We start from the raw sequence: 12,771 nt of genomic DNA on the forward strand, positions 1-12,771 counted from the left end.
CTCAGCAGATTGACCTATTGATTCATAATATTGGAACCCTCGTCACGATGAGGGGGACGCCGGGTCCGCGCAAGGGGAGCGAGATGTCCGAGGTAGGGGCGATCCCGAATGGAGCGATCGCCGTCTCGGGAGGGCTCATCGCGGCTGTCGGTACGGAAGCCGATGTGCGGACTGCGCTGGAAGGCGCCGCGATTGCTACCGAATACGATGCAGAGGGACTGTTGGCTACCCCGGGACTGATAGATCCGCATACCCATCTGGTTCATGGCGGATCCCGGGAACATGAGCTGGCGCTGAAATTGCAGGGCGCTTCTTATCTGGAAATTCTGGCTCAAGGCGGCGGCATTTTAAGCACGGTGCGCGCCACACGGAAAGCCTCGGAGGATGAACTCTTCCGCCAAGCGAAGAGGAGCCTCGACACGATGCTGGAGTACGGAGTTACGACCGCGGAAGCCAAGAGCGGCTACGGCCTGACGCTAGAGGATGAGATTAAGCAGCTGCGGGTCGCGCATCGGTTGAATCAGGTTCATCCCGTGCAGCTGGTGTCCACCTTCATGGGGGCGCATATGGTGCCTGAAGAATATAAGGGCCGCGCAGACGAGTATGTGCAGCTATTAATCGAAGAGATGCTGCCTGAAGTGAAGCGCCAAGGGCTGGCCGAGTTTTGCGATGCGTTCTGCGAGCACGGTGTCTTCACCGTGAAGCAGACAGAACGCCTGTTGGCGGCGGCGAAATCGTTAGGTTTCAGCGTCAAGCTCCATGCCGATGAAATCGAGCCGATAGGCGGCGCAGAGCTGGCCGGGAAATTAGGCTGTGTTTCCGCCGAGCATCTGCTTGCAGCTTCCGACTCAGGACTTGAGGCGATGCAGCGTGCCGGCGTCATCGCGGTATGCTTGCCGGCCACCTCCTTCAATCTGCGCTTAACGAATCATGCCCGCGCGCGAAGGATGATCGAGCTTGGGCTGGCGGTCGCCTTGGCGACGGACTATAATCCGGGAAGCTCGCCGACCGAGAATATTCAGCTGGCAATGACGCTGGCTTGCTTGAATTTAGGGATGACGCCCGAGGAGATTATCACCGCGGTCACAATCAACGCGGCATATGCCATTGGACGGGGCGACCGGGCAGGCAGCCTGGAGGTGGGCAAGCAGGCGGATATCGTCGTGTTCAATGCGCCTAACTTGGCGTACCTGCCGTACCATTTTGGAATCAATCACGTGAATACCGTGGTGAAGCTGGGACGGATTGTCGTATCGCAAGGCAGGCGGATGGAGTAGAATGTGGATGCGGGGCTCCGTGGATGGCGGCAAGGAGGCGAACCGTGTTGTTCGCACCGCAAGCGGAGGCCGGAAATGCGCCGTCATGCCTTGCCCGGCTTGGTTTACTTCAATCCCGAACTCATGTATAATACAGCTAATTAAATGCTAACTTTAGTGATAAGAACCGGAGCATACAGAAGAGGGCAGCCTGTCTCTTTTGCTATTGTGACGGTTTTTTCTGTATAAGTTGAACGATTGAGCAACATACAACCCGCTGCGCAGGCAAAATGTTTTTACGATCGCTGTTGTTCCCCGATTTTCCTGAACTCGATTGGGCAGTTGTTGAAATCCGGGAACCAAGGCGACCGCTAACGCTCCTTCAGAATCATTCTTCCTGCGTCGCTCATTGTATCTTTCTTCGTTCAACTTATACAGCTTGGCAAGGCAGACAAATTGACGGAGGTAAACCGGAATGACAGAACAGTTATGGAATCATGGCGTCAAGAAGCTGAAGCCTTACATACCGGGGAAATCGATTGAAGACGTGAAGAAGGAGCTGGGCTTGACCGAAATTATTCGGATGGCTTCCAACGAAAACCCTTATGGCCCGTCCCCCAAAGCGATTGCCGCGGCGGGTGAAGCGCTGATGCAAACCCATCTTTATCCGGAACCGAGCAACCGGGAGCTGCGGGGCAAGCTGGGCGAGCTGCACAAGGTGGATCCCGATCGAATCCTCATCTCCAACGGGGCGGACAATGTGCTCCTCATTATCGGACAGGCCTTCGTGAATCCGGGGGACGAGGTTGTCTACTGCAGCCCGACCTTCCCGGTGTATCGCACGTCAACCGTTATGATGGGCGGGGTGCCGGTCGAAGTGCCGCTGACGGCCGACCATAAATTCGATCTTGAGGCGATGCTGAACCATGTGACGCCGAAGACGAAGCTGATCTATATTTGCAATCCGAATAACCCGACGGGTACGGTGGTCGACTCGAATCAGCTCCGTTCCTTCCTGCAGCGCGTTCCGAAGCATGTCGTCGTTGTCCTGGATGAGGCTTACGCGGAATTCATTTCAATCGAACAGTACAAGTCGGGCATTGACTACATGAACGAAGGGTTCCCGGTGATCTCCGTCCGCACCTTCTCCAAACTATATGGGCTTGCGGCGGCACGGGTAGGCTATGCGATTGCGCCGGCTGAACTGCTGCAGCCGATGCTGGCCGTCAGAGAGCCGTTCCCGGTTACAAGAGCATCCGATGCGGCGGCCCGTGCGGCCTTGGAGGATGTCGAGTATACGAACTTCATTTTGGCGGAGAATTTGAAGGGAATGAAGTTCCTGTCGGCGGAGCTCGCGAAATTCGGTTATGAAACGGTTGAATCGTATGCGAATTTCATATTCGTGGATACGAAGGAGGATGTGCAGCCTCTGTATGATGGCGTGATGAAAGAGGGATTCATCATCAGACCGTGCACCAGCTTCGGCTATCCCCATCATTTTCGACTTACGATCGGGACGCATGAACAGAATGAAAGGTTTATCGCTGCCTTACATAAGGTGAAAGCCGGCAAGACAACGACGATATAAGGGCAGCAGGAGTCAGTCTTGTTCCATTATCGGCTATAGCCATCTTAGTCTCGGACGATATAATCTATTAAAAAGCCGCCTATCCTGTGGTAGAATGGCGTGGACCAGGCTGGTCGTTTAATTACATTCACGAGGGAGAGAAGTGAATCGCGATGCTGAAAAGTTACCCCCATGCTGTTCATAGAGACGGTCATACCCATACCGAATTTTGTTATCATGGTTCAGGCGAGAAGGCGGAGCTGTATGTCGCTCAAGCAATTAAGAGCGGGTTCGGCATGTATAGTCTGACCGAGCATACCCCCTTGCCTTCGCAGCTGTCGCGGCAAATTCCGAACGGTCCGGAGCTGATCGCCGAGCTGGCGATGCCCGATCACGAGCTGCCCCAATACTTGGGGATGGCCGAGGAATTAAAGGCGAAATATAAGAGCCAAATCGAGCTGCTCGTCGGTCTGGAGGTGGATTACATACCAGGGATGGAATCCTATACCCGGCAGCTGCTGGACAACTGCGGGAACAGGCTGGAGGACGGCGTGCTGTCGGTGCATTTTCTGCCGGGGAAGAACGGCTGGCGGTGCGTGGATTATAAGCCGGACGACTTCAAGGACGGTTTGATCGATTATTACGGCAGCGTCGAGAAGGTGTATGAAGCGTATTACGAAGCGATCGAACAGAGCGTCGAGGCGGATTTGGGCCCGAATAAGCCGCGGAGGATTGGACACCTTACCCTGATCCACAAGTATCAGGATATTTATAGACCTCAGGATCCGGACTGCTGCCGGGACACGATCCTGCGCATTCTGAACAAGATCAAGGAGCGGGAGATGGAGCTGGACTTCAATGTGGCCGGACTATTCCAACCCGCGTGCAATGAAATTTATCCTTCGGATTGGATCCTTCGGGAAGCGTACCGTCTGGGCATTCCGATGGTCTACGGATCGGACTCCCACCGGGTCGAGCACGTAGGCAGAGGGTACGACGCGTTTCAAGAGACGATGAGAAGCCTAGCCGGCTCGGGCGTCAAGGCGGCTCTCGAATAGAACCGGCTGCTGCAAAGGCAGAATAAAAAACAAGACCTTTCCTTATTCGATTGGAAGTATGACCAACCGTCTAAGGAGAGGTTTCTTTGTTGACATACAAGAATTTATATCATTTTAGGGGGAAGGTGCCTCATTCCCTCACTTTGTTGTCGACCGTATACATTTCTTTGCTTATGTGCAAATTCCGAAGCGGTCGAGCACATAGGTTCAAATTACCTGGCATGCGATCCGTTCGATCGAAGCAGGTGTTTGCCTGGCGAACTCTCTTCCTGTCGTGCGACCGATGCAGGTGTTTGTATGGCGAACTCACTTCCTGTCGTGCGACCGATGCAGGTGTTTGTATGGCGAACTCTCTTCCTGTCGTGCGACCGATGCAGGTGTTTGCCTAGCGAACTCTCTTCCTGTCGTGCGACCGATGCAGGTGTTTGCCTGGCGAACTCACTTCCTGTCGTGCGACCGATGCAGGTGTTTGTATGGCGAACTCTCTCTCTATCTTGCGACCGATGCAGGTAGATGGTGATCTAAAAAGCCTCCTAATCATCTTGGACACACTTTGAGGTTAAGCGATATACAATTAACTTAGCTGGAGGTAGCCGTTATGAGAGTCCGACACAGTGAAAAACGACGAACTGCGTATTCACGTTATGATGCGTCTGCTCAAAGCTTCGTCGCAAAGTGTCCAATAATCGGAGGCCCGGCCGCTGATGTTGTAAAAAGTGCAACACGACTTGATCATTTAGCCCGCATTGGCGGAATTGTTGTATTTTATACAACAATGTAGTTATGAAATCATGGATTAGCCGCTTTTTAGAGGAAATTGTTGTAGAATGTGCAATAATATCGGTATCATCACGGTTTTCTCCGTATAATGTTGTATAAAATACAACATTATAATGCCACCCCCATACGCACCCCCATACGCCCTCCCATACGCACCCCCATACGCACCCCCATACGCCCTCCCATACGCATACCCATACCCATACCCATACCCATACGCACGACCCATACGCACCCCCATACGCATGCCCATACGCACCCCCATACGCACCCCCATACGCATACCCATACCCATACGCACCCCCATACGCATACCCATACCCATACGCACCCCCATACGCACCTCCATACGCACACCCATACCCATACCCATACCCATACCCATACCCATACCCATACGCATACGCATACGCATACCCGTACCCATACCCATATAGAGATTGCCACAGCAGCAAATACGCGCTGGCGTCAAGTGACAAGAACATTCCTGCATTCGTCTTCTGATTCACATGCCAGGATCGGTTCATGCTTTTTCTATCTATTGATGGTAGAATAGGCATGGTAGATCACGCAACGCGCGGAGGGAACAAGACTTGAAGACATTCAACAAGGTCTATATTGAAATTACGAGCGTCTGCAACCTGGCATGCAGCTTCTGCCCGCAGACAAGCCGGAAGACGAAGTTTATCCAGCTGGATGAATTTAATCATAGATTGGATCAAATCAAACCGCATACCAATCATATCTACCTGCATGTGAAGGGCGAGCCGCTTCTCCATCCCCGGATCGACGAGCTGTTGGATGCCAGCCATGCCAAGGGGTTCAAGGTCAACATCACGACCAACGGCACGCTCATTCCCAAGAGAATGTCCAAGATTCTAGGGAAACCGGCACTGCGCCAGATGAACTTCTCGCTTCACAGCTTCGATGGCCACGAGGGCTCGGTGGACCGCGAAGGTTACCTTGGGAATATCCTCGCCTTCGTTCGGGAGGCGGTCAAGCATAATGTCATCATCTCGTTCAGGCTGTGGAATCTGGATCAGGACAATGTGACGAATGAGCAGAAGAAACGGAACAGGGAGACGCTGGAGGTGCTGGAGAAGGAGTTTAACCTGGACTTCAAGATTGAAGAAAAGGTCGCTCCGGGCAGCGGGCTCAAAATCGCCGACCGCATCTACTTGAACCAGGATTACGAGTTCCAATGGCCGAGTCTGGAGGCGCCCGAGGATGATGGGAAAGGCTTCTGTCATGCGCTCCGGAATCAGGCGGCGATCCTGGTGGACGGTACGGTCGTCCCATGCTGCCTCGACGGCGAGGGCGTCATTAATCTTGGCAACGTGAACAGCACCCCATTCTCCGAGATTGTGGAGGGTGAGCGGGCGAATAACCTTTATGACGGATTCTCCAGGAGAGAGGCGGTCGAGGAGCTGTGCAGAAAATGCGGGTACAGGCAGCGCTTCGGCGCCTGATCCAGACGCATCATTAGGCCGCGGAATATAGCAAGCTGTCGAGATCGGCGCTTCAAATATGGCGTTCACCCCGGAGGTGGACGCCTCTTTGCTGCATATGCCGATTATTGAGAAATTGTAAAAAACATTCTGCTGTGCGGCATTCGTGTTCGAATCATTGGATGGGCTTAAATATTTTGGCATCTATTGTCGAATAAAGGGTTTTGATTCTGGTATGTGGAATAGCTGAATAGATGTGACATCCTAGTGGGCTGCAGCGAGGTGTACATAAGTGAAGGTTCATTTCAGATTGAAGCTGTCTGGTATCATGGTCCTCTTCGCCATGGGAATATCAATTATGATTGTACTGACAGACCATATAAGGCTGAAGGAGCAGGCGGTCGGCAATAATCAACTGCAGGTGCGTCAGAATGAAGAGATGGTTCAATATACGCTGCACACGGTGGAGAAAGCTTACTTATTATTCGGAGAACATATTACGTCAACGATGAGGGAGAGCTCCATCGCGTTATTGAATCGTTATGAAAAGCAGCCTTCGTTCGATGAATGGGATTTTCAAGCGTTGAAGCAAGAGCTTGGGATGGATATTTATATCATCGATAGCAATGATGTCATTACCCACAGCAGTCTTGCGGAAAATGTAGGACTTGATTTTGCTGAGTGCTGCATCAAGCTGAAGGGGATGTTGGACGAAACGAGAGCTTCAGGCCAATTTTCAGCCGATGGCATGGATATCGAGCAAATTACCGGCAAGATCAAGAAGTACAGCTATATGGCGACGCGGGACAAAAAGTACATAGCTCGGCTATTTCCTTCAGGACGATGCGATTTTCAAGGAATATAATTTTCTCCATGCGATCGATGAATTAGTAACCAAGAACCCTTCTATTAACGATATCAACGTCCTGAATATTGGAGGCTATTCGCTTGGCCAGCCGGTCCAGGAGACCACGCTTCCCCCGGATAGAAGAAAGGCCTTCGAACAGACGCTGAAGTCCCGGCAGACGACGGAAATTAGGAGCGTATGGGACAGTGAGCCCGCCGTTTACCGCTATGTCCCCTATACCTCCGAATTCGACAGCGGGACGACCAAGAACAAAATACTCGAAGTGATCTATAATGAGCATGACCTGCAGGCGGCTCTAAAAGCTAACCGCAGCTGGCTGATCGTTCAGCTCTTGATCGTCTTCGGCGTTACGATCGTCCTGTCCGCGATTATCTCCCGTTGGGTGGCCAGACCGATGACTCTTGCTTTTCACGACAGTCTGACTGGGCTGAAGAACCGTGCGGCATTCGACGAAGCGTTAGCGGCTGTTCTGGGCGAGAACAGAGGAACGACGGCATTGATTGACCTCGATAACTTCAAAGCGGTTAACGACAATCAGGGCCATGCCAAGGGAGACCATCTGTTGCAATGCACGGCCCAAAGTATACGAACCATTGCCCGCAAAGAAGATATTACGATCAGATGGGGCGGCGACGAGTTCGTCCTGATCATGCCCGCAACCAGCAAGCAAGAGGCGGAGGAGTCGGCCAAGTCGATTATTGCGGCTATAAAAAAGATGTCCGAACGGGAATTTGCGCCGGCAGGCGGCCAAATATCGGTCAGTATCGGGATATCGCTTGCCCCCGAGCATGGCGTCGATCCGGAGATGCTGTGCAAGAGGGCGGATATCGCTTTGTACGCCTCGAAGGAGAAAGGGAAGGACCAGTACCGGTTCTATTCCGGGGAATGAGGATTCGCCTTCGACGGGGTTACTCCGACTGATCGGGAGAGAGCCGTTCATACGCAGCACTGGAACCGTATCGGATTCCGGTGCTTTTTTTCGTGCATTTGTGAGGGGAACACGCCTTTCATTTTGATGATGGGAGGGGCATTCCTTTCTGCTATAAAAAGGTTCTTCAAGGAATCTGCCGGGGACTGAAGCTCTTTTTTTTCAGCTGTCCGTTCATCAAAATTCGATGAGATTGGATGTTTTTTGTAAAAATAATCTGACGATTGTGCAAAAAAGAGACCCTCGGATAAATACTTCATTGGGCGATTCGGATATAGTAATTTTGAAGAACAGGTTCAGCCAAGGCGAGGGGGCTATTTTCCTTAATAGGTGTAAGCGCTTCATGAGGTGTTGGCGGAAAATTTGTACAAAACAGGGAGACTGCCGGTTCTTCTAAATCCGTATGAATATGCTATAATCTTGGAAAAGTCATATGGATGGAGCTGAACGGAATTGAGGGAGAAACAACTAAACCGCTATGTATTAACCGACGAACTGTACACGTTGTTGAAGCAGCAAATTATGTCTCACAAGATTCCGGCAGGCGACAAGATCAACATTGACAAACTGGCGAGAGATTTGGGGGTCAGCAATATCCCCATTCGGGAATCGCTGTTCCGTCTGGCGTCGGAAGGACTGGTCACTGTTGTTCCGTTCAAGGGCATGTTCGTGGCGGAGATGAATCTGACCGACATTAATGAGATTTTTGAAATTCGTCTGCAGCTGGAGGAACTGTCCATTCGTAAGGCGGCACCGCATATTCCGCGTGCGCGGCTGGAGCAAATTTTGCAGCGGTTGAGCTCGGTGCAAGAGGAGGGGGACGGTACCGACGGAAGCCAAGTTGTGCTGGAGATGAACCGCGACTTGCACGGCACTATTCTGGACTATGCCGGCAACGAAAATTTGAAGCAAATGGTAACCTCGCTGATCGAACGCATCCATCGCTATTTGAGTCTCGTTCATTACCAAATTGTGCTCGATGTGGAGAAGGCGGAGCATGAACAAATCATACGCGCGCTGCTTGCCGACGATATCGAACAAGCGGTTGAAGCGATGAGAACGCATGTAAACAATTCCGTACAGCGTTTAAGGGAACGATTGAAGTAAAAAGCAAAAAATTGGATCCAATCAAGAACAATTCTTTTTCGCACAATAAATCGTGTATGATAAATTTTAAAATCATACACGATTTAGTAAACGATTTCAAAGAAGAAGGGGGACTGGCTTTTGACCGTTCGAATGACTGCTTACTGGAAGAAATATATTTTGCGGCATTGGCAGTTGTATTTGATTGTCGCCGTACCTGTCGCATTCCTCATTACGTTCAACTATGTTCCGCTCGTTGGGATTCAGCTTGCCTTCAAGGAATTCAACCCGATTCAGGGCATCTGGGGAAGTCCTTGGGTAGGAGGCAAACAGTTCGCCATGTTCTTCGAATCTCCTTTCTTCTGGCCGGTTATCAAGAATACGCTGCTTCTCAGCGTGTACTCGCTCCTCGTCGGCACACCGGCAGCCATCCTGCTCGCCCTTGCTCTAAATGAAGTGAAGAGCCAACGGTTCAAGAAAGTGGTTCAGATGTTTACGTACGCCCCTTATTTTATTTCCACTGTTGTTCTGGTCGGGATGCTTAACATCATTTTGTCGCCGACGATCGGCATATACGGGCAACTGACGGAGCTGCTGGGCATTGCGGATCCCATGGATATCTTGGGAGATCCGAAAGCGTTTTCTTCCCTATATGTCTGGTCTGCCGTCTGGCAAGAGACCGGGTATGGCGCCATTATTTATTTGGCAGCGCTGTCAGGCGTCAATCCCGAGCTCTACGAAGCGGCAAAAATTGACGGAGCCTCCCGGGTGCAAAAGATGGTTCATATCGACCTGCCAACCATTCGGCCGACCATTATTATTCTGCTCATCATGTCGATAGGCGGTCTGCTCAGCGTTGGATTCGAGAAGGTGTTCCTGCTGCAAAATATGTTGAACCTGAGCACATCGGAGGTCATTTCGACCTATGTGTACAAGATCGGGCTGGTGCATATGAATTACAGCTTTGCCGTTGCGGTGGGCCTGTTCAACTCCATCATCGGATTTATTCTCATCTTCTCGGCCAATCTGCTTGCACGCAGATTTTCCGAATCGAGTTTGTTCTAACAGAAGGGGCGGGAATGAAAATGAGATCGCATACGCTCATCAAGGAGTCGATGGGAGACCGCATCATGATGGCCGTCATTTACACGGTGCTTACCGTGGTGCTGATTGCTGTCGCCTATCCGCTCATCTATATCGTCAGCTCGTCGTTCAGCTCCTCATCGGCGGTCATGTCCGGACGCGTCTGGCTGTTTCCGGTGGAACCGACCTTATACGGATACGAGGCCGTCTTCCAATATCCGCAAATCTGGAGCGGCTACCTGAACTCGATCCTTTATACGGGATTGGGTTCCGTGATCAGCGTTACGCTCACGGTTATGATGGCTTACCCGATATCCAATACGACGTTCGTCGGCCGCAGAATTCTGGTATGGGCCTTGCTGTTCGCCATGCTGTTCAGCGGAGGGTTGATTCCGTTCTATCTCGTTGTCCGATCGCTGCATATGCTGGACACGATCTGGGCGATGGTGCTGCCCGGAGCGCTCAGCGTATTCTCGGTTATTGTGGCGAAGACGTTCTTCCAGACGACGATTCCCGGCGATTTGTACGAGGCGGCCCAACTTGACGGCTGCAGCGACGGCCGTTTTCTGGTCAGCGTTGTCGTCCCGCTGTCCAAGCCTGTCCTGGCCGTGCTCTTCCTTTGGTCGGCGGTGGGCCAATGGAACTCTTACTTCAATGCGCTTATTTTCCTGAACGGCGAGGAGAAGTATCCGCTGCAGCTGGTGCTGCGTGAAATTTTGGTGCTCAATTCGGTTTCGACGGCTTCGATGTCGCTGTCTGCCGAGCAGCTGAAGCAATTCGAGGATATGAAAAACTTGCTGAAGTATTCCGTCATCGTGATTGCCAGCGTGCCGATTCTGATGCTTTATCCGTTCATTCAGAAGTATTTCGTCAAGGGGGTGATGGTCGGTTCAATCAAAGCTTAAACCGGATTGCCTTGTTTCATCAGCTTCCATCTAATCGATTTCGGAGGGGTATAAACATGGTGAAGAAAACAAAAACGGCCGTTGCGGCAGCACTAATTTGTATCTTAATGATCTTATCCGCCTGTTCGGACAACAGTGGCGGAAATACGCCGAAAAACGGCGATGCTGCACCCGCTGAGCCGTCAGGACAGGTGGATGAAACGAGCGTCGTGGACGTTTCGTTCTATGCTGTGCCGCCCGGCGATGTCGTCGATTTGAATACGAACTGGTTTACCAATTATGTCAAAGATACATTCAAGCTGAATATTGAATGGGTCACGGCGCCGTCGAGCGACGCGGCCACCAAGCAATCGCTGCTGCTGTCAGGAGGCAACTACCCCGATGTATTCTGGTCGGGCGGCTTTTCTCTGTCGGAAGTTTTGCGGCTGTCCAAACAGGGCATTCTCGTGCCATTAAACAGCTACATTGACAAATACGCCCCCAATTTAAGAGAGACTATCGAAAACGCACCGGGATTGAAGCAAGCGGTTACGGCTCCAGATGGCAATATCTACGGGTTGACGATGTACAATTCCTGCTTGCATTGCTACTGGGGACAGAAGTTCTGGATCAACAAGTCCTATCTGGAGAAGTTCAACCTGACGATGCCGACCACGACCGATGAGTTCGAGCAGGTGCTGCAGGTATTCAAGGACAACGGGCTGATTCCATTGTCCGGCGCTTCCGACGGCTTCGACCCGACGGTGTTCTTAATGAATTCCTTTACGTATGACAACGCCAACGATTTGTTCGATCTGAAGGACGGTAAGGTCGTCTACGCTCCCGCGCAGGATGGCTGGAAGAACGGTCTGGCTTACATGAACAGGCTGTTCAGCAAAGGCTTGATCGACAAGCAGTCGTTCAGCCAAAAGTCCGAGGTGTTGAAACCGCTCATTGCCCAAGATAAAGTAGCCGTCGTTTCGTCCTTGTATAGTGCCGCATTCCTTGATCCTGGCCATCAGAGCTATTCGAACTGGGTAACGATGGCACCGCTTGCGGGGCCGGATGGAGTACAATATGCAGCCTTTAGCGGCAACACGCCTCGTTCATTGTCTTTTGCCGTCACGAATAAGGCGACAGAAGAGCAGATTGTGCGCATTATGAAACTGCTGGACTTCATCTATACGCCGGAGGGGACGCAGACGATGAACTACGGCGCCGAAGGCAAATATTGGACCAAAGCCGGTCCAGGCATAAAAGGACTGAACGGCGAGCAAGCGCTGTTCATCACACAGTCCGACAAGTTCTATTCCGCCGGCGCCAAGCAGAATGAAGGCTGGAACCAGATGGGGCCGGCACTTCAGGATATGACGTGGCGCAACGGATTCGTCGAGGCCAAGCCGCCGTTCTCTGCCGAGGGGCTGGAGTCGCTGCTGCTGTTGGAGACGATGCGCAATTATACCGGTCACCAGCCGGATCAGGTTTACCCTGGCGCCATCTGGATGGAGCCGGAGGATTATCAGAAGTTCGCGCTGCTCAAGACGAATATTGAGCAATACGTGAAACAGTGGAAAGCCCAGTTTATCCTCGGCTCCAAGTCGGTGGAGAACGATTGGGATGCGTATTTGAAAGGGTTGGATAAGCTGGGGCTGGCCGAGTATCTGGACATGGCGCAAAAAGCGATGAAAGAGCCGTTCGACACGACCAGCTATAAACCGGATCAAAACACGATCGATTTCTTGTCTAGTTTGAAATAAGCCCGCGTATGTTTAGTATACTTCGATGTTGATTCATTCATCGGACAATTGTGCAA

11 protein-coding genes are annotated in these 12,771 nt (G+C 51.7%); 10 read left to right on the forward strand and 1 reads right to left on the reverse strand.

Annotation, left to right across the window (positions count from 1 at the left end):
• Positions 1-47 precede the first annotated feature (47 nt).
• The 3 genes from hutI (at position 48) to hisJ (ending at position 3,881) form a co-directional block, all read left to right on the forward strand.
• Entirely contained in the window at positions 48-1,277 is a 1,230-nt protein-coding gene (gene hutI / locus L1F29_RS04095) for an imidazolonepropionase (protein WP_309252407.1), read from the forward strand.
• Between the two features lie 454 nt (positions 1,278-1,731).
• A complete protein-coding gene (gene hisC, locus L1F29_RS04100) occupies positions 1,732-2,844 on the forward strand; it encodes a histidinol-phosphate transaminase (protein ID WP_258387106.1) in 1,113 nt (370 codons plus the stop codon).
• Between the two features lie 152 nt (positions 2,845-2,996).
• On the forward strand, positions 2,997-3,881 hold the full coding sequence (gene hisJ, locus L1F29_RS04105) for a histidinol-phosphatase HisJ (protein ID WP_258387107.1): 885 nt from the start codon (positions 2,997-2,999) through the stop codon (positions 3,879-3,881).
• Positions 3,882-4,769: 888 nt separating this feature from the next.
• On the opposite strand, the gene L1F29_RS04110 is transcribed toward hisJ, so the two are convergent.
• Positions 4,770-5,108 carry a hypothetical protein gene (locus tag L1F29_RS04110; RefSeq protein ID WP_258387108.1) on the reverse strand — a complete coding sequence of 113 codons (339 nt, stop codon included), beginning with the start codon at positions 5,106-5,108 and terminating at the stop codon, positions 4,770-4,772.
• A 146-nt stretch (positions 5,109-5,254) separates the two neighbouring features.
• On the opposite strand from L1F29_RS04110, the gene L1F29_RS04115 reads away from it, so the two are divergent.
• The 7 genes from L1F29_RS04115 to L1F29_RS04145 all read left to right on the forward strand — a co-directional run bounded on the left by L1F29_RS04115 (position 5,255) and on the right by L1F29_RS04145 (position 12,715).
• Positions 5,255-6,130 carry a radical SAM/SPASM domain-containing protein gene (locus tag L1F29_RS04115; RefSeq protein WP_258387109.1) on the forward strand — a complete coding sequence of 292 codons (876 nt, stop codon included), beginning with the start codon at positions 5,255-5,257 and terminating at the stop codon, positions 6,128-6,130.
• 337 nt (positions 6,131-6,467) lie between these two features.
• The gene (locus tag L1F29_RS04120) at positions 6,468-6,974 is read left to right on the forward strand and encodes a hypothetical protein (RefSeq protein ID WP_258387110.1); all 507 of its coding nucleotides are present in this window, start codon (positions 6,468-6,470) and stop codon (positions 6,972-6,974) included.
• 265 nt (positions 6,975-7,239) lie between these two features.
• A complete protein-coding gene (locus tag L1F29_RS04125) occupies positions 7,240-7,866 on the forward strand; it encodes a GGDEF domain-containing protein (protein ID WP_258387111.1) in 627 nt (208 codons plus the stop codon).
• 492 nt (positions 7,867-8,358) lie between these two features.
• Positions 8,359-9,012, forward strand: coding sequence for a GntR family transcriptional regulator (locus tag L1F29_RS04130; RefSeq protein WP_258387112.1), 654 nt, complete (start codon positions 8,359-8,361; stop codon positions 9,010-9,012).
• Positions 9,013-9,132: 120 nt separating this feature from the next.
• Complete coding sequence (locus L1F29_RS04135; protein ID WP_258387113.1) at positions 9,133-10,056, forward strand: ABC transporter permease; 924 nt, start codon at positions 9,133-9,135, stop codon at positions 10,054-10,056.
• A gap of 20 nt (positions 10,057-10,076) precedes the next feature.
• Entirely contained in the window at positions 10,077-10,979 is a 903-nt protein-coding gene (locus L1F29_RS04140; protein ID WP_373876525.1) for a carbohydrate ABC transporter permease, read from the forward strand.
• A gap of 56 nt (positions 10,980-11,035) precedes the next feature.
• Positions 11,036-12,715 (forward strand): type 2 periplasmic-binding domain-containing protein, encoded by a 1,680-nt coding sequence (locus L1F29_RS04145; RefSeq protein WP_258387115.1) that lies wholly within the window; start codon positions 11,036-11,038, stop codon positions 12,713-12,715.
• Positions 12,716-12,771 lie beyond the last annotated feature (56 nt).

Origin of the sequence: Paenibacillus spongiae (genome assembly GCF_024734895.1) — a bacterium.
Classification (GTDB): domain Bacteria; phylum Bacillota; class Bacilli; order Paenibacillales; family Paenibacillaceae; genus Paenibacillus_Z; species Paenibacillus_Z spongiae.

What these genes read in the sequence shown, in the direction of transcription:
- L1F29_RS04145 (WP_258387115.1), top strand. Translation starts at nt 11,036, where the DNA reads ATGGTGAAGAAAACAAAAACGGCCGTTGCGGCAGCACTAATTTGTATC.
- hisJ (WP_258387107.1), top strand. Translation starts at nt 2,997, where the DNA reads ATGCTGAAAAGTTACCCCCATGCTGTTCATAGAGACGGTCATACCCAT.
- hisC (WP_258387106.1), top strand. Translation starts at nt 1,732, where the DNA reads ATGACAGAACAGTTATGGAATCATGGCGTCAAGAAGCTGAAGCCTTAC.
- hutI (WP_309252407.1), top strand. Translation starts at nt 48, where the DNA reads ATGAGGGGGACGCCGGGTCCGCGCAAGGGGAGCGAGATGTCCGAGGTA.
- L1F29_RS04140 (WP_373876525.1), top strand. Translation starts at nt 10,077, where the DNA reads ATGAGATCGCATACGCTCATCAAGGAGTCGATGGGAGACCGCATCATG.
- L1F29_RS04120 (WP_258387110.1), top strand. Translation starts at nt 6,468, where the DNA reads ATGATTGTACTGACAGACCATATAAGGCTGAAGGAGCAGGCGGTCGGC.